Here is a 16,153-nt window from a genome sequence, read left to right on the forward strand (position 1 = left end):
CCCCGCCGGAGCGGGACAGTGGCTGGCCTTTGCCTGTTGCGGGCTCTATCATCCGTGGGTCAGCCAATCCTTCAACCAAGTGGAACTCCATGGCGCAATACGTCTACACCATGAACCGGGTGGGCAAGGTCGTGCCCCCCAAGAAGCAGATCCTCAAGGATATCTCCCTCTCCTTCTTCCCGGGCGCGAAGATCGGCGTGCTGGGCCTCAATGGCGCGGGCAAGTCGACCCTGCTGCGCATCATGGCCGGCGTCGACACCGAGTTCGAGGGCGAGGCACGCCCCATGCCGGGCATCAATGTCGGCTACCTGCCCCAGGAGCCGCAGCTCGACGACGACAAGAACGTCCGCGAGACCGTGGAAGAGGCCCTGGGCGAGATCAAGGACGCCCAGGAGAAGCTCGACGCCGTCTACGCCGCCTATGCCGAGCCGGACGCCGACTTCGACGCCCTGGCCAGCGAGCAGGCGCGCCTCGAGAACATCATCGAGGCCTCCGACGCCCACAACCTGGACCGCAAGCTGGAGGTGGCCGCCGAGGCCCTGCGCCTGCCGCCCTGGGAGGCCCGCGTGGGCAACCTCTCCGGTGGCGAGCGGCGCCGCGTGGCGCTCTGCCGCCTGCTGCTCTCCAGCCCCGACATGCTGCTGCTCGACGAGCCCACCAACCACCTGGATGCCGAATCCGTGGCCTGGCTGGAGCGCTTCCTGCACGACTACAGCGGTACCGTGGTGGCGATCACCCACGACCGCTACTTCCTCGACAACGTGGCGGGCTGGATCCTCGAGCTCGACCGCGGCCAGGGCATCCCCTTCGAGGGCAACTACTCGGGCTGGCTGGAAGCCAAGGAGAAGCGCCTCGAGCAGGAGGCCAAGCAGGAGGCCTCCAGGAACAAGGCCATCAAGCACGAGCTGGAGTGGGTGCGCAGCAACGCCAAGGGCCGCCAGGCCAAGAGCAAGGCGCGCCTCAACCGCTTCGAGGAGATGCAGTCCGGCGACTTCCAGAAGCGCAACGAGACCAACGAGATCTACATTCCGCCCGGCCCGCGCCTGGGCGACAAGGTCATCGAGTTCCACGGCGTTTCCAAGGCCTTCGATGACAAGCTGCTCTACGAGGACCTGACCTTCACCGTGCCCAAGGGCGCCATCGTCGGCGTCGTCGGCGGCAACGGCGCGGGCAAGTCGACGCTGTTCAAGCTGATCACCGGCAAGGAGCAGCCCGACGGCGGCGAGGTGGTGGTCGGCGAGACCGTCGACATCGCCTACGTCGAGCAGCTGCGCGACGCCCTGGATGACAAGCAGACGGTGTGGGAGGCGGTCTCCGACGGCCAGGACATCCTCAACATCAATGGCTACGAGGTCTCCTCGCGGGCCTATGTGGGTCGTTTCAACTTCAAGGGCAACGACCAGCAGAAGCGCCTGAGCGACCTCTCCGGTGGCGAGCGCGGTCGCCTGCAGCTGGCCCAGACCCTCAAGCAGGGCGCCAACGTGCTGCTGCTCGACGAGCCCTCCAACGACCTCGACATCGAGACCCTGCGGGCACTGGAGGAGGCGTTGCTGGCCTTCCCCGGTTGCGCCCTGGTGATCTCCCACGATCGCTGGTTCCTCGACCGCATCGCCACCCATATCCTGGCGTTCGAGGGCGACTCCCACGTGGAGTTCTTCGAGGGCAACTACACCGAGTACGAGGCGGACCACAAGAAGCGCGTCGGCGACGACACCCCGCACCGCATGAAGTACAAGCGGATCGACGCTTAAGCTCGAAGCTTAAAGCCTGAAGCTGGAAGAAACCCCACGACCGCAAGGTACGTGGGGTTTTCTTATGGCTTCCCGCTTCCAGGCGCGCAGCGCCGCTCTTCCAGCTTGACGCGAAGCGTCAGTAGAAACCGGGCTCGCCCTCGGGGCGGGTCTTGAAGCGCCGGTGCAGCCACAGGTACTGCTCGGGATGCTTGCGGATCGCCGCCTCGATCACGGCGTTGATGCGGGCGGCATCGGCCACCTCATCGCCGCTGGGGAAATCCTCCAGCGGCGGCAGGTATTCGAGGGTATAGGTGCGGTCATCCGGGTTGCGGTGGAAGACCAGCGGTATCACCGCCGCCCCGGTCATGCGGGCGATGCGCGCGGTCATCTTCACCGTGGCGGCCTGGATGCCGAAGAAGGGGGCGAAGACGCTGGCGTCGCGGCCGAAGTCCTGGTCCGGCGAGTACCACACCGCATGGCCGGCCTTGATCCGACGTACCACCCCACGCAGGTCGTGCCGATCGAGTACCGCATCGAAGTAGGGAGCACGGGCACGCCCCATGAAGCGGGCGAAGAGCGGGTTGTCGTGGGGACGCTGCACGGCATCGGCGCGGAAGTAGAGCGAATGCAGGGCGGCTCCCAGGTCCAGGGTCGAGAAATGCACGCCGAGGATCAGCGCACCCTTGCCCGCCGCCTGCAGCCGGGCCCGGTGCTCCTGACCCTTGAACACCACGCGATGACGAAGATGCTCCGGGTCGCGACACCAGCCGGTCGCGGTCTCCAGCAGGCCGATACCGTTGGCGATAAAGGTCTTCCTGACCAGGCGCCGCTGTTCGTCGGCATCCAGTTCCGGGAAGCACAGCCCGATGTTGGTCTCGGTGATATGCCGGCGCCGCCCGGCGAAGCGCAGTGCCGCCAGCCCGATCAGCGTGCCGATCCACAGCTTTAGGCGCCAGGGCAGCCAGGCCGCCACATGCATGGACCCGATGGCCAGCCAGACGTGCCAGTAGCGGGGATGGGCGAAATTCTGTCTCATGGGGACAGACCCCAATTAACGGACCGCTCCATGTGAACCCTCTCCTTCTTACACGGTTGATTGGGGTCTGTCCCCGACTGTTCTTCAAGACTGTTCGGGCGTTCAAGACTGCTCGGGCGTTCAGGACTGCCCATGATACCGCCTGGGCACCCTGGGCAGCACCCCGGTGAGCAGGGTGTAGCTGATGGTATCGCAGTGGCGGGCCACCTCGTCCACCGGCAGCACCAGGCCGTTGGCCGCCCTGCCCCACAGCACGACCTCGCTGCCGATATCGGCTTCGGGAATATCGGTGATATCCACAGTGAGCATGTCCATGGAGACCTTGCCGGCGATGGCGGTGCGCTTGCCCGCCACCAGCACCGGCGTTCCATCCCTGGCGTGGCGGTCATAGCCATCACCGTAGCCACAGGCCACCACGCCGATGCGCGAGGGACGCGGGGTGAGCCAGCGTCCGCCGTAGCCCACCGGTTCGCCGGCGGGAAGCTCGCGCACGGCGATGATTGCCGAGCGCAGGGTCATCACCGGGGCAAGCCGCAAGGTCACGGCATTGGGCCTCTCGAGGGGGTCGCTGCCGTAGAGCATCACGCCCGGGCGATTCCAGGCGCCGTGTGCCTCGGGGCGAGCCAGGGTCGCCGGTGAGTTGGCCAGACAGAGCGGCGCGCCCAGGCGCTGGGCCAGGGAGTCGAGTCTCGCCATCTGGCGCTCGAAATAGCCGATATCCTCCAGGTCGGCGGTGGCGAAGTGGCTCATCAGATGCAGGTCTCGGGCGTGCTCCGCAGCGGTCGACAGGCGCTGCCATACCGCCTCGACACGCTCGGGAGAGAAGCCCAGGCGGTGCATGCCGGAGTCCACCTTGACCCATACCGGGATCGGCCGCGCCGGGCGGTGCGCCAGCAGCGCCTCGACCTGCCAGTCGCTGTGCACCGCCATCCACAGCCCCAGCTCGTCCACCAGGGCGAGTTCGTCGGCGGTGAAGATCCCCTCGAGCAGCACGATGGGTGCCGTGATGCCCCCCTCACGCAGAGTCACGGCCTCCTCGATGCAGGCCACCGCGAAGGCCGGGGCGATATCCTCCAGGGCACGCGCGCAGGCCACCGCACCGTGGCCATAGGCGTCGGCCTTGATCACGGCGACACTGCGACTCTCGGGGGCGCACTCGCAGGCGAGACGATAGTTGTGGCGCAGGGCGTCGAGGTCGATCTCGGCGATCAGCGGCCGGGCCATGGCGGTCTCCTGAACTGGAAGGAATGGAAAACAGGGGATTATCGTTGGAAGAGCCGCCCAAATCACGAAAAAAGCCACCATATAGCTGGTGGCTTCTCGGAAGTTATCACTAAATGCAGCAAGAAACCTGGGGATTCTTGCTGATCACCAAGTCAAGCGGGAGTCAGGCGAAGATGGCATCCAGGCTGAGCCCCTGCTTTTCCAGCACTCGACGCAACTTCTTGAGGGCCTCGACCTGGATCTGGCGCACACGCTCCCGGGTCAGGCCGATCTCCTCCCCTACCTGTTCGAGGGTGGCCGCCTCGTGGCCGCGCAGACCGAAGCGCCGCACCACGACCTCGCGCTGCTTTTCGGTGAGTTCGGAGAGCCACTCGTCGACATGCTGCTTGACGTCGCCGTCGAGCAGGCTCGACTCGGGGCCATGGTCGTTGTCGTCGGCCAGGGTCTCGATCAGCGGTTTGTCGCTGTCGCCGCCCACCGGGTAGTCCACCGAGGAGATGCGCTCATTGAGCCCCATCATCTTCTTGACCGCTTCCACCGGCTTGTCGAGGTGATCGGCGATCTCCTCCGCGGTAGCCTCGTGATCGAGCTTCTGGGTCAGCTCGCGGGCCGCGCGCAGATAGATGTTGAGTTCCTTGACCACGTGGATCGGGAGGCGAATGGTGCGGGTCTGGTTCATCAGCGCCCGCTCGATGGTCTGGCGGATCCACCAGGTGGCGTAGGTAGAGAAGCGGAAGCCACGCTCGGGATCGAACTTCTCCACGGCACGGATAAGCCCGAGATTGCCCTCCTCGATCAGGTCGAGCAGCGAAAGGCCGCGGTTGAGGTAGCGCCGGGCGATCTTCACCACCAGCCGCAGGTTGGACTCGATCATCCGTGAGCGGCCCAGCGGATCGCCCTTCTGGGCCAGGCGGCCGTAGAAGACCTCCTCCTCGGGAGTAAGCAGCGGCGAGAAGCCGATTTCGTTGAGGTAGATCTGGGTGGCGTCGAGGCTCTGGTGACTGTACCGATCCTCGCGGTTCAACGCCTTCTCGAAGGCCGTCTCGTCTTCGGCCTCCGGTTCGTCGATGGCATCGACGATGGTGTCATCTTCCTTCTCCTCGAGCGTGTCCAGATCGACATCCTGAAGGTCCCGTTCAAGCATGCTCATCGATGGCTACCCCGTGCTTGCGTCCTGTCGCCGATGCCCAGAAGCATCGGCGAAACCAATTATTATTGTGTGACAGTCCCGCCGGGATTTATCCAGCGGGGCGCGGCATCAGCGTGAGGGCAGATAGTCCAGGGGGTCCTGGGGCTGGCCATCCTTGCGCACCTCGAAATGCAGCCTGACGTCTTCGGCATCGCTGTCGCCCATGGTGGCAATCACTTCGCCGGCCTCGACCACGTCATTCTCGCTTACCTGCAGCGTGTCGTTGTGGGCGTAGGCACTCAGGAACTGGTCGTTGTGCTTGAGCAGAATCAGCTTTCCGTAGCCCCTGACACCACTGCCCGCATAGACCACGATCCCGGGACCTGCCGCCTTGACAGGTTGCCCCTTTTGACCGGCGATATCAATGCCGGCGGTAATCGCTCCACCATCGCCGAACTGGCCGACCACATTGCCGCTTGCCGGCCATTGCCAGGGCACCTCGGCGACGGGTGTATAGGTCCGCGAGCCGCGATCGGCACCCTGGGTGCCGCCGGCGACGGCGGTGCCCGCATCGGTCTCCTGGGCCTCTTCGCTCGGCGCCTCGCTGGCGACCTCCTGGGCAGGCTCTTCCGGGGCAGCGGTCTCGGCCACGTCCCGGGTATTGCTGGCCTCTTCAGCCTCCTGGCTAGCCTCGGCGGTCTGCTCGGCCTCGCTGGCATCTTCACGCGCGCTGCGCTCGGCCAGGTCACGTTCGCTCAGGTAGCCATCGGCACCGGGGCTATCCGGCGAGTAGACTGGGCCCGGCCCGCTCTCTTCGTCGGAGGCCGCCTGAGCCTGGTCAACGTCGCCGGAGTCGGTGGCTCGATCGGCGCGGGAGACCGTCTCGGTCTCACCGCTGGGCAGCAGCCACTCCATGTCGCCGGAATCGGCCTCGGCCTGGGCGCCACCGAGGGGCGTGGCCACCGCCATGGCGCTTGCGCCGTCGTCAGTCTGTCGGGCCGCCGGCAGGCCTTCGCCCGCCCCTCCTTCAAGCACCAGGCGCTGGCCCGGCTGGATCTCGTAGGGCGGACCGATGCGATTGAGTCGCGCCAGGTCGCGGTAGTCCATGTCATGGCGCCAGGCGATGCCATAGAGCGTATCGCCTTGCGCCACAGTGTAGTGGCTCGCCGCGGTGTCCGAACGGCTCGCCGAGAGGTCTCGCACCGGCACCTGGCCCGGGGAGTCCTGCTGACTGGCACAGCCGGCCATCGCCAGGGCCAGGCCCGAAATCATCAACACTTTACGCATCAGAGCCTTCCTCCTTGTTTGCCCTATCAGAGCTTGGCCTATCAGAGCCTGCCCCATGTGTTTCATTCCCGCGCATCGCGGCCGGGCGTCGTCCGGTGCGGTCGAGCAGCAGAACGCCGGCCGCCCCGGCCATCATCAGCGCCACCACGGCCACCAGCTGGGGAGCGTCACCGGTGAGCAGGGCGTAGTCACCGGGGGTCAGGTAGCGGTAGTCCAGTGGAATCATCTGTCCGTCCGGGCCGAGCTGGTAGCGTACCAGTTCCCGCCACGGCCAGAGTACCGGCAACGAGCCGATGATGAAGCCCACCAGAAGCTGCAGGGTCCCGGTATGGAAGCGGTCGAGCAGCCAGGAGAGCAGTCGCGAAAAGGCGAACAGCCCGGCGGCGCAGCCCATCCCGAACAACCCGATCAACCCCAGGTCGAAGCCGCGAATCCCATCCATCACGGTGCCATAAAGGCCCATGGTCAGCAGCAGGAAGCTGCCCGACACGCCGGGCAGGATCATCGCACTGATGGCGATGGCGCCACCCACCAGCAGCATCACCTCGCGGCTGCCCAGCTCGGTCACCAGCGGCATCAGCGAAGGCAGGCCGTGGGCCAGCAGCAGCCCGCCGACCAGCGGCAGGATATGCCACCAGCGCCAGTCGGCGGGATGTCGGCTGACCACCAGCGCCGAGGCCAGCACCAGCCCGAAGAAGAAGCCATTGAGCAGCAACGGGTGGTCCTCCATCAGCCACACCACCAGGTGGGCGACGCTGACCAGGCTGACGGCGATGCCCAGCAGCAGCGGCAGCAGGAAGGGCAGGTTGAGATGGGCCACCAGGCCCGCCATCCCGCCACGACGCCAGGCACCGAAGGCGCTGGGGCCGAACTGCTTGATGGTATGGATCAGCTCCTCGTAGATGCCGGTGACAAAGGCGATGGTGCCCCCGGAAACGCCGGGTACCGCGTCGGCGGCCCCCATGCCGGCGCCTCTGAGGATGATGCCGAGGTATCGCTTCAACAGCGGACTCCTTTCAACGAATGACGCCTTCGAGCAGCGGCACGAAGCGCACCGGCTCCAGCCGCCGCTTCTCGAACTGGTTGTCCTGACGCTGGATCCGGGTCAGCCACTGGCGGCCCCGGGCGTCGGACAGCGGGGTGATCAGCACGCCGCCCTCGGCGAGCTGGGAGAGCAGCGGCGCCGTTAGCTCGCTGGCGCAGGCGGTCAGCAGGATGACATCGAAGGGGGCGGCCTCGTCCCAGCCATGGCCGCCGTCGGCCAGGCGCAGGTGGGCATTGTGTGCGCCCAGCAGACGCAGTCGTTCGGCGGCGCGACGATGCAAGGCATTGATTCGCTCGATCGACCAGAGTTCCGGCACCAGTCGCGAGAGGATCAGCGTCTGGTAGCCGGACCCGGTACCGATCTCCAGCACGCGCTGCGGCGACGCCTGCAGGACCAGTTCGGTCATGCGCGCCACCATCCACGGCTGGGAGAGGGTCTGTCCATGGCCGATGGGCAGCGAGGTGTCCTCGTAGGCGCGGTGAGACAGCGCCTCGTCCAGGAACAGGTGGCGAGGCTCACGCCCCAGGGTCTCCAGCACCCGGGGATCACGGATGCCCTGGGCGGCCAGGCGTTCCAGCATGCGGTCGCGGGTGCGCTGGGAGGTCATACCCACCCCGCGCACCAGCTCGGCGAGACGTTCAGGTGAGTGCATCCAGCCAGCCCTTTACGTCCGCGATGGCCGCATGCCGGGTGAGATCGGTCTGCAGCGGGGTGATGGAAACGAAGCCTGCCTCCACGGCGGCAAAGTCGGTATCGGGGCCATCATCGGCGTTCGCGCCCACGGCGGCGATCCACCAACGCACCCGGCCGCGGGGATCGCGCACCTCCTGGGGCCGAGCCGCGGGGCCGCGATAGCCCAGGCGGGTAACTCTGAAGCCCTGGATCTCATCCCAGGGCAAGTCGGGCACATTGACGTTGAGCAGGCTGCGCGGCGGCAGCGAGAGCTGCTCGGCGGCGCCCACCAGGCTCGCCGCGACGCGGCCGGCGGTCTCGAAGTGGCGATGGCCCACCAGCGACATGGCGATGGCGGCCATGCCCAGGTTGCGCCCCTCCATGGCGGCGGCCACGGTGCCGGAGTAGAGCACGTCATCGCCCAGGTTGCCGCCGTGGTTGATGCCGGAGATCACCAGGTCAGGCCTCTCGTCCCAGACACCGTTGACGCCCAGGTAGACGCAATCCGCCGGCGTGCCGTCCACGCTGTAGAAGCCGTTGTCCAGCGCCGACAGCGCCAGCGGGCGGGTCAGGGTCAGGGAGTTGCTGGCCCCGCTCTTGTCGCGATCCGGTGCCACCACCCGCAGCTTGGCATGGGAGACCAGGGCATCGTGCAGGGCGCGCAGCCCGGGGGCATGCACGCCGTCGTCATTGGAGAGCAGCAGTCGACGCATCTCGAATCCTCGCGTAGGCGCACCCGTCACAGGGTCGGGTGCGCGATCAGTTCTCGGAGTACCGCGGTGGCGAAGGCGCCGCGTGGCAACGCGAAGGCAAGCCATAGCTCGCCGTCACCCCGCGTAAGGCTCGCCTCGACCAGGCGCAGGCGCAGCGGGCGACGCCCCAGCCGTACGCCGGCCGCCTCGAGGCCCGCGCACAACGCCGGGAAGCGACTGGCCAGGTGTGCCTCGCGGGCCAGCGCCTCACCATTCGCCACCGAGCCGCCGGTGCCCCACAGCACGCCGCTGGGGTGCAGGTCGAGGCGCGCCGCGCGGGCCTCGAGTTCGGCGTCCGGCGCCTCGACGGTGAACTGGCTCGCCGTGCCGTCGAGGTTCGCCACCTCGCCCGACAGCAGACGATCCCAGCTGCCCTCGCGGATGCGCTCGGCGAGCAGTTCGTTGAACAGGAAGCTGCGTGCCGCCGAGAGCAGCATGCCATCGCGATCGTCGCGCTTGCGCCAGCCGCGGGCCAGCAGCGAACGAGCGCGCAGCAGGTTGCGCCCATCCGGCCCGAAGCGCTGGGGACCGAAATAGTTGGCGACCCCGCGCTCGAGCAGACGCTCCCAGCGCGCCGCGAAGCCCTCGTCATCCACCGCCGGCCCGGTCAGGCGCAGCCGGAAGCGGTTGGCGCGGTGCACGCCGCGCTTGAGCTTGCGCGGGTGGCGGGCCATCTCCAGCACCTGCACGCCACGCTCGGCAAGTGATTCAGCCAGGCCTTCCGGCGCCTCGCGACCCGGCAGTTGCACAGAGAGCCACTGGCGGGTCACGGCGACACGGTCCTTCATGCCCGAGTAGCCCACCACCCGCGGCGATACCTCGCATAGCCGTGCCAGCTCCTTCACCACCATGGCGGTGGTCAGGTCGCGCTTCTCGATGTAGAGCCAGAGGTGTTCGCCCTCACCCTCGGGGGCGAAATCGAGCACCTCCTCGACCATGAAATCCTCGGGGCGCGCCCGGTAGTCCCCGCTGACCGGCGGGCCAAGCTCGGCGTCGAGTACCCGCGGCCAGGAAGGTGGCCAGTCGATGGCATCGACACGGAGTTGTGTGGCGGCATCACTCACCGGCGCGCTCGCTCGTCTCTTTCGAAACTGGCCCCGAAACCGGTCCCGAAACCGGCAACAGCAGCACTACCGCCTCGGCGGCAATGCCTTCGCCACGGCCGGTAAAGCCCAGGCGCTCGGTGGTGGTCGCCTTGACGTTGACGGCGCCGAGCTCGACGCCGAGGTCGGCGGCGATATTGGCCGCCATGGCCTCGACGTGAGGCGCCATCTTGGGTGCCTGGGCCATCAGGGTGGCGTCGAGGTTGCCGACCCGGTAGCCGGCCTCGCCCACCAGGGCCACCACGCGGCGCAGCAGGTCGCGGCTGTCGGCGCCCTTCCAGGCCGGGTCGGTATCCGGGAAGTGGCGACCGATATCGCCCAGCGCGCAGGCGCCGAGCAGGGCATCGCTGATGGCATGCAGCAGCACATCGCCGTCGGAGTGGGCGACGAAGCCGCGCTCGAAGGGCACGGCGACGCCGCCGATCATCAGGTGGTCGCCCGCGCCGAAGCGGTGGACGTCGAAGCCATGGCCGATTCGCATCATCTCTCCGCGACGCCGCTCGGCGCCGTCTCGTTCTGCTCCGAGGCCTGGGCGGCCAGGATCATGCCGGCCAGGGCCAGGTCCTCGGGATGGGTGATCTTGAGGTTGTCGCGGCGCCCGGGCACCAGCCGCGGGGAGTGGCCCAGGGCCTCCACCGCCGAGGCCTCGTCAGTGACCGTCACGCCCGCCGCGGCGGCATCGCGCAGCGCCCGGGCCAGCACGCCATAGCGGAAGCCCTGGGGCGTAAAGGCGTGCCACAGACCCGCGCGGGGCTCGGTAAGGGCGACCCGGCCGGCGCCGTCGTCGCGCTTCATGGTATCGGCCACCGGCGCGGCCAGCAGCCCGCCCACCGGGTCATCGACCAGCACCCGCAGCAGCCGTCGCAGGTCCGCCACGCTGACGCAGGGGCGTGCCACATCGTGGACCAGCACCAGGTCGTCGCCATCGGCCTCGGACTCGATGGCGACCAGGGCATTGGCCACGGAGTCCGCGCGCTCGGTGCCCCCGGGCACCCGGCGCCAGTCGGTGAAGGGCACCCAGGCGGGGTCGAACCAGGTGTCATCGGGGTCCAGGCAGAGGCAGAGCCTGGCCTCGGGCAGGGCGGCGTGCAGCCGTTCCAGCGTATGGGCCAGCACCGGGCGCCCATTAATCGGCAAGTACTGCTTGGGGCGATCGGCGCCCATGCGCCGACCCTGCCCCGCCGCCGGCACCACCAGCCAGGGCGCCGCGCTCATCGGCTCGCCTCCAGGCGTGCGGCGGGCACCGGGTTGACCACCGGTGCGGACTCCACCGTCACGTCGGGCACCCAGAAGAACTGCTCGTCGGTGCGTACCATGCCGATATCGCTGCGCGCACGCTCCTCGATGGCGTCGAGGCCGGTCTTGAGATCGAGCACCTCGGCGGCCAGGCGCGCGTTGCGGTCGCGCAGCGGCTGGTTGGCCGCCTCGAGTGTCGCCACCCGCTTGCGCACCTCGCGCAGTTCCTCGATGCCTCCCTGACCGAGCCACAGCCGATACTGCAGCAGCGCCACCAGCACCGTCAGCGCCAGCGCCAACCCCTTGAGCATGGTGCCTTCCCGTTACGTCGTTACGATGCCGCGCATTATGCCATCTTCATCGCTTACCGGCAGAACCAATCGGCACCTCGTCGCGAAATGGCAGCGCCTGCTCGGCGGCCCGGCAGTAGGCACGCACCTGGACGCGCTCCTCGGCACAGAAGCGCGCCACGGCGTCGCGCAGGCGTGGGTCGGCAATATGATGCAGCGAGGTCAGCAGCCGCGGCTCGAACCCGCGGGTCAGCTTGTGCTCGCCCTGGGTCCCGGGGTCGAAGGCGGTGAGGCCGCGTTCGAGGCAGTGCTCGATGCCCTGGTAGTAGCAGGCCTCGAAGTGCAGGCAATCGGCGACCACCTCGCTGCCCCAGTAGCGCCCGTAGAGGGTACGCGTGCCCTGCAGGCAGAGTGCCGCCGCCACCGGCTTGCCATCGAGGCGCGCCTGCACCAGCAAGAGCGCTTCCGGCAGGCTGGCGCGCAGGCGCCGGAAGAACTCGAGGTTCAGGTAGCCGTGGCGTCCGCGCTCCAGATAGGTGATCTCGTAGCAGCGATAGAAGTGCTCGAGGGCCACGGCGTCGATCGCCTCGCCCTCAAGGCGGTGCAGGGTGAGTCCCTGGTCGGCAACGATTCGTCGTTCGCGGCGGATCGCCTTGCGGCGCTTGGAGTTCATGGCAGCCAGGAAGCCCGTGAAGTCGCCATAGCCGCGATCGCGCCACTGGAACTGCACCCCGTGGCGCGCCAGCAGCTCCGGGCGAGCCGCCTGCCACCCGGCCACCTCGTCCTCCTCGGCAAACAGCAGGTGCCAGCTCGAGAGGTTGCCCATCTCCCAGGCGTCGGCCAGCACCTCGCGAGCCGCGCGCGGATCGACCCCCGGCGCCAGGGCCAGGCGCGGGCCCGGCTCCGGCGTGTAGGGAATCGCCGTCAGCGCCTTGGGATAGTAACGTCCACCGGCGCGCTCCCAGGCATCGGCCCAGGCCCAGTCGAAGACGTATTCGCCGAAGGAGTGGTGCTTGTGATACAGCGGCATGACGCCGACCAGCGATTCGCCCTGCCACAGGGTCTGGTGGCGCGGCACCCAGCCGGTAGCCGGCCCCACCGAGCCGCTGGCCTCCAGGGCATGCAGGAACTCGTGGCGCAGGAACGGATAGTCATCACCGACCAGGGCATTCCAGTCGGTGGCGGAGACCGCCTCCATGGCGGGTAAAGTCTGACGCGTCAGCATGGACATGCGGTCACTCCATTCATGGGGCGTCCTGGCACCTTTCCCTGGCGGCGAGATGGCGCCACCATTGTGCCCAGACCCCGACCGACCTTCCATCACCGTGAACAGGATCCCAGCATGAGTCATGCCCGTGATCTCCAGGTCCAGCTCGATGCCCAGCGCCGCGCCTTCACTGCGGAGCCCTATCCGAGCCTTGCCACCCGTCGTGATCGACTGACGCGGCTGGCCACCCTGACCCGCCGCCACCGCGACGAGATTGCCGAAGCCATCAGCACCGACTTCGGCCAGCGGGCCGAGGTGGAGACCCACCTGGCCGAGGTGGCCACCATACTCCAGGGCGCAGGCTTCGCCCGCCGCCGGCTGCGCCGCTGGATGCGACCCAGCCGTCAGCCGGTCGGCTGGCGGCTGCAGCCGGCCCGTGCCAGGGTGCACACCCAGCCGCTGGGGGTGGTGGGCATCATCTCCCCCTCCAACTATCCCTGGAGCCTCGCCTGGCTGCCCGCCATCGATGCCCTGGCCGCCGGCAACCGGGTGATGATCAAGCCCAGCGAGCAGACCCCGGCCACCTCGGCGCTGATGGCTCGCCTGGCGGCTCGCTACTTCGCCCCGGAGGAGCTCTGCGTCATGGAGGGTGATGCAGAGGTGGCCCGCGCCTTCGCCGCCCTGCCCTTCGACCACCTGCTGTTCACCGGCAGCGCCGCCATCGGTCGCGAGGTGGCGCGCGCCGCGGCGGCCAACCTGACACCGATCACCCTCGAACTAGGCGGCAAGACCCCGGTCCTGATAGCCGGCGATGCCGATCTGGAGAAGGCTGCCGAGCGCATCGCCTTCGGCAAGTGGCTCAACGCCGGCCGCACCTGCATCGCCCCCGACTACGTGCTGGTGGAGGCCCCTCAGCTGGAGGGGTTCCTCAAGGCGATGCAGCGCCAGGTGTCACGCTTCTACCCCGAGGGCACCGCCAGCCGCGACTACAGTTCGGTGCCGGGCGCCGAACATCGCGCGCGACTCGAAAGCATGCTTCACGAGGCCCGGGACCATGGCTGCCGGGTGATCGAACTCGGCGAGAGACTCGAGCTGGCCGATGGCGGCGTCAAGCTGCCGCCAACCCTGGTGGTCGACCCCACCGAGAACCTGGCCATCATGCGTGAGGAGGTCTTCGGTCCCTGGCTGTCGGTGATCGGGGTGCCTGATATGGATAACGCCATTGCCCGTGTCCAGCGCGCCCCCCGCCCACTGGCGCTCTATGCCTTTACCGACGACAGTGACCTGCGCCGCCGGCTGCTCGAGGAGACCCACTCCGGCGGCGTGGTGTTCAATGACACCCTGTGGCACAACGCCGTACCCGCCCTGCCCTTCGGCGGCGTAGGCGAGAGCGGTATCGGCAGCTACCAGGGCGAGGCGGGCTTTCGGCGATTCAGCCATGCCCGCGCCGTCTTCCTCCAGTCACCACGCAGCCCGGTAGGCTGGCTCAATCCTCCCTATCGGCGCTGGCTGCTCAGGCTGCTGGGCCTCTAGCGCACCAACCCAATGGAGCTCGACATGCTGCCCTCGCTCGATCCCACCGTCGCCGACATCACCCGTCGCATCCGCGAGCGCTCCGCCGAGCGCCGCACCCTCTACGAGGCCCGCATGGCCGACCAGCACCGCCGCGGCGTACACCGGGGCGAGCTCTCCTGCGGCAACCTGGCCCACGGCTTCGCCGCCTGCGGGGGAGAGGACAAGAACGCGCTGAAGCTGATGAACAGCGCCAACCTCGGCATCATCTCGGCCTACAACGACATGCTCTCGGCCCACCAGCCGCTTGCGACCTTCCCGGAGACCATCAAGGCCGCCGCCCGCACCATGGGCTCCACCGCCCAGTTCGCCGGGGGCGTGCCGGCGATGTGTGACGGCGTCACCCAGGGCCAACCGGGCATGGAGCTGTCGCTGTTCTCCCGCGATGTCATCGCCATGGCCGCCGCCGTGGGCCTCTCCCACAACATGTTCGACGCCGCACTCTACCTGGGCGTGTGCGACAAGATCGTGCCGGGACTGTTCATCGCCGCGGCGCGCTTCGGCCACCTGCCGGCGATGTTCGTGCCGGCGGGCCCCATGCCCAGCGGGCTGCCCAACAAGGAGAAGGCGCGCATCCGCCAGCTCTTCGCCGAGGGCAAGGCAAGCCGCGAGGAGCTGCTCGAGGCGGAGTCGCAGTCCTACCACAGCCCGGGGACCTGCACCTTCTACGGCACCGCCAACTCCAACCAGCTGATGATGGAGATGATGGGCCTGCACCTGCCGGGCACCTCCTTCGTCAACCCGGGCACCGAGATGCGCGAGGCACTGACCCGCTTCGCCACCGAACAGGCGGTCCGCAACAGCGAGCCCGGCGGCGACTACCGCCCCTTCTACAAGCAGATCGACGAGCGCGCCATCGTCAACGCCATCGTCGGCTTGCTCGCCTCCGGCGGCTCCACCAACCACACCCTGCACCTGGTGGCCATGGCCGCCGCCGCGGGCATCACCATCACCTGGCAGGACTTCACCGACCTCTCCGCGGTGACGCCGAGCCTGATGCAGGTCTATCCCAACGGCCAGGCCGACATCAATCACTTCCAGGCCGCCGGCGGCATGAGCTTCCTGTTCCGCGAGCTGCTCGCCGCGGGGCTGATCCACGGCGACATCCCCACGGTATTTGGCACCGACCTCACCGCCTACACCCGGGAGCCCTTCCTCGAGGAGGGCAAACTCATCTGGCGCGAGGGACCCGAGAAGAGCCTGGACGAGGAGGTGCTACGCGGCGTGGCCGCGCCCTTCGCTCCTACCGGCGGGCTCACCGTGGTGGACGGCAACCTGGGCCGCGGGGTGATCAAGATCTCGGCGGTGGCCGAGGAACACCGCGTGGTGGAGGCCCCGGTCAAGATCTTCGAGGATCAGAACGAGCTCAAGGCGGCCTTCGAGGCTGGCGACCTGGACCGCGACGTGATCGCCGTGGTGCGCTTCCAGGGCCCCAAGGCCAACGGCATGCCGGAGCTGCACAAGCTGACACCCTACCTCGGCGTGCTCCAGGACCGCGGCCACAAGGTGGCGCTGGTCACCGACGGGCGCATGTCCGGCGCCTCCGGCAAGGTACCGGCGGCCATCCATATCAGCCCCGAGGCACTGGACGGAGGCCCGCTGGCAAAGCTCAAGGATGGCGATATCGTGCGCCTCGACGCCAACGCCGGCACCCTTGAGACGAAGGTGGATGCCCACACCTGGGCCGACCGCGAGAAGCGCATCGCCGAGCTGGATCATCACCACGTGGGCCTGGGCCGCGAGCTGTTCAGCGGCTTCCGCCACCTGGCCAGCGCCGCCGACCTGGGCGCCTCGGTATTCGGCGGCTTCGAGGCCGACGACCTGGCCCGCCAGGCCGGGCAGATCCATGCAGAAGATGCCTGAGATA

At 68.1% G+C, this 16,153-nt stretch carries 15 protein-coding genes; 3 read left to right on the forward strand and 12 right to left on the reverse strand.

Annotation, left to right across the window (positions count from 1 at the left end; all coding sequences use genetic code 11):
* The first annotated feature begins 89 nt into the window (after positions 1-89).
* Complete coding sequence (gene ettA, locus LWH48_RS09485) at positions 90-1,751, forward strand: energy-dependent translational throttle protein EttA (protein ID WP_213311372.1); 1,662 nt, start codon at positions 90-92, stop codon at positions 1,749-1,751.
* Between the two features lie 118 nt (positions 1,752-1,869).
* Here the strand turns inward: ettA and lpxL are convergent, their stop codons facing one another.
* From lpxL to LWH48_RS09545, 12 genes are all read right to left on the reverse strand, one after another.
* On the reverse strand, positions 1,870-2,769 hold the full coding sequence (lpxL, locus tag LWH48_RS09490) for an LpxL/LpxP family Kdo(2)-lipid IV(A) lauroyl/palmitoleoyl acyltransferase (RefSeq protein WP_232912349.1): 900 nt from the start codon (positions 2,767-2,769) through the stop codon (positions 1,870-1,872).
* Between the two features lie 120 nt (positions 2,770-2,889).
* Positions 2,890-3,993, reverse strand: coding sequence for an alanine racemase (gene alr / locus LWH48_RS09495; RefSeq protein ID WP_232912350.1), 1,104 nt, complete (start codon positions 3,991-3,993; stop codon positions 2,890-2,892).
* A gap of 163 nt (positions 3,994-4,156) precedes the next feature.
* Entirely contained in the window at positions 4,157-5,137 is a 981-nt protein-coding gene (gene rpoS / locus LWH48_RS09500) for an RNA polymerase sigma factor RpoS (protein ID WP_420841782.1), read from the reverse strand.
* A gap of 114 nt (positions 5,138-5,251) precedes the next feature.
* Positions 5,252-6,409 carry a peptidoglycan DD-metalloendopeptidase family protein gene (locus tag LWH48_RS09505; protein ID WP_232912351.1) on the reverse strand — a complete coding sequence of 386 codons (1,158 nt, stop codon included), beginning with the start codon at positions 6,407-6,409 and terminating at the stop codon, positions 5,252-5,254.
* Positions 6,402-7,373, reverse strand: coding sequence for a DUF368 domain-containing protein (locus LWH48_RS09510; RefSeq protein ID WP_442908306.1), 972 nt, complete (start codon positions 7,371-7,373; stop codon positions 6,402-6,404). The genes LWH48_RS09505 and LWH48_RS09510 overlap by 8 nt, the downstream gene beginning before the upstream one ends.
* A gap of 52 nt (positions 7,374-7,425) precedes the next feature.
* Positions 7,426-8,106 (reverse strand): protein-L-isoaspartate(D-aspartate) O-methyltransferase, encoded by a 681-nt coding sequence (locus LWH48_RS09515; RefSeq protein ID WP_232912352.1) that lies wholly within the window; start codon positions 8,104-8,106, stop codon positions 7,426-7,428.
* Positions 8,093-8,839, reverse strand: coding sequence for a 5'/3'-nucleotidase SurE (gene surE, locus LWH48_RS09520; protein WP_232912353.1), 747 nt, complete (start codon positions 8,837-8,839; stop codon positions 8,093-8,095). The genes LWH48_RS09515 and surE overlap by 14 nt, the downstream gene beginning before the upstream one ends.
* A 26-nt stretch (positions 8,840-8,865) precedes the next feature.
* A complete protein-coding gene (gene truD / locus LWH48_RS09525; protein ID WP_232912354.1) occupies positions 8,866-9,942 on the reverse strand; it encodes a tRNA pseudouridine(13) synthase TruD in 1,077 nt (358 codons plus the stop codon).
* Complete coding sequence (gene ispF / locus LWH48_RS09530) at positions 9,935-10,462, reverse strand: 2-C-methyl-D-erythritol 2,4-cyclodiphosphate synthase (RefSeq protein WP_269816165.1); 528 nt, start codon at positions 10,460-10,462, stop codon at positions 9,935-9,937. Before ispF ends, truD begins: the two co-directional genes overlap by 8 nt.
* Positions 10,462-11,196, reverse strand: coding sequence for a 2-C-methyl-D-erythritol 4-phosphate cytidylyltransferase (ispD, locus tag LWH48_RS09535; protein WP_232912356.1), 735 nt, complete (start codon positions 11,194-11,196; stop codon positions 10,462-10,464). Before ispD ends, ispF begins: the two co-directional genes overlap by 1 nt.
* Positions 11,193-11,528 (reverse strand): cell division protein FtsB, encoded by a 336-nt coding sequence (gene ftsB, locus LWH48_RS09540; protein WP_232912357.1) that lies wholly within the window; start codon positions 11,526-11,528, stop codon positions 11,193-11,195. The genes ispD and ftsB overlap by 4 nt, the downstream gene beginning before the upstream one ends.
* A 46-nt stretch (positions 11,529-11,574) precedes the next feature.
* Complete coding sequence (locus LWH48_RS09545) at positions 11,575-12,738, reverse strand: GNAT family N-acetyltransferase (RefSeq protein WP_232912358.1); 1,164 nt, start codon at positions 12,736-12,738, stop codon at positions 11,575-11,577.
* 111 nt (positions 12,739-12,849) lie between these two features.
* Here LWH48_RS09545 and LWH48_RS09550 point away from each other — a divergent pair, with 111 nt between their 5' ends.
* The gene (locus LWH48_RS09550; RefSeq protein WP_232912359.1) at positions 12,850-14,247 is read left to right on the forward strand and encodes a coniferyl aldehyde dehydrogenase; all 1,398 of its coding nucleotides are present in this window, start codon (positions 12,850-12,852) and stop codon (positions 14,245-14,247) included.
* A gap of 24 nt (positions 14,248-14,271) precedes the next feature.
* A complete protein-coding gene (gene edd / locus LWH48_RS09555; protein WP_232912360.1) occupies positions 14,272-16,149 on the forward strand; it encodes a phosphogluconate dehydratase in 1,878 nt (625 codons plus the stop codon).
* Positions 16,150-16,153 lie beyond the last annotated feature (4 nt).

Source organism: Halomonas sp. G15 (assembly GCF_021282295.1).
GTDB classification, from domain to species: domain Bacteria; phylum Pseudomonadota; class Gammaproteobacteria; order Pseudomonadales; family Halomonadaceae; genus Halomonas; species Halomonas alimentaria.

Bases quoted from the DNA above. Each gene is read 5' to 3' on its own strand.
- ettA (WP_213311372.1), top strand. From the start codon at position 90: ATGGCGCAATACGTCTACACCATGAACCGGGTGGGCAAGGTCGTGCCC.
- lpxL (WP_232912349.1), bottom strand. From the start codon at position 2,769: ATGAGACAGAATTTCGCCCATCCCCGCTACTGGCACGTCTGGCTGGCC.
- alr (WP_232912350.1), bottom strand. From the start codon at position 3,993: ATGGCCCGGCCGCTGATCGCCGAGATCGACCTCGACGCCCTGCGCCAC.
- rpoS (WP_420841782.1), bottom strand. From the start codon at position 5,137: ATGCTTGAACGGGACCTTCAGGATGTCGATCTGGACACGCTCGAGGAG.
- LWH48_RS09505 (WP_232912351.1), bottom strand. From the start codon at position 6,409: ATGCGTAAAGTGTTGATGATTTCGGGCCTGGCCCTGGCGATGGCCGGC.
- LWH48_RS09510 (WP_442908306.1), bottom strand. From the start codon at position 7,373: ATGGGGGCCGCCGACGCGGTACCCGGCGTTTCCGGGGGCACCATCGCC.
- LWH48_RS09515 (WP_232912352.1), bottom strand. From the start codon at position 8,106: ATGCACTCACCTGAACGTCTCGCCGAGCTGGTGCGCGGGGTGGGTATG.
- surE (WP_232912353.1), bottom strand. From the start codon at position 8,839: ATGCGTCGACTGCTGCTCTCCAATGACGACGGCGTGCATGCCCCCGGG.
- ispF (WP_269816165.1), bottom strand. From the start codon at position 10,462: ATGCGAATCGGCCATGGCTTCGACGTCCACCGCTTCGGCGCGGGCGAC.
- ispD (WP_232912356.1), bottom strand. From the start codon at position 11,196: ATGAGCGCGGCGCCCTGGCTGGTGGTGCCGGCGGCGGGGCAGGGTCGG.
- ftsB (WP_232912357.1), bottom strand. From the start codon at position 11,528: ATGCTCAAGGGGTTGGCGCTGGCGCTGACGGTGCTGGTGGCGCTGCTG.
- LWH48_RS09545 (WP_232912358.1), bottom strand. From the start codon at position 12,738: ATGTCCATGCTGACGCGTCAGACTTTACCCGCCATGGAGGCGGTCTCC.
- LWH48_RS09550 (WP_232912359.1), top strand. From the start codon at position 12,850: ATGAGTCATGCCCGTGATCTCCAGGTCCAGCTCGATGCCCAGCGCCGC.
- edd (WP_232912360.1), top strand. From the start codon at position 14,272: ATGCTGCCCTCGCTCGATCCCACCGTCGCCGACATCACCCGTCGCATC.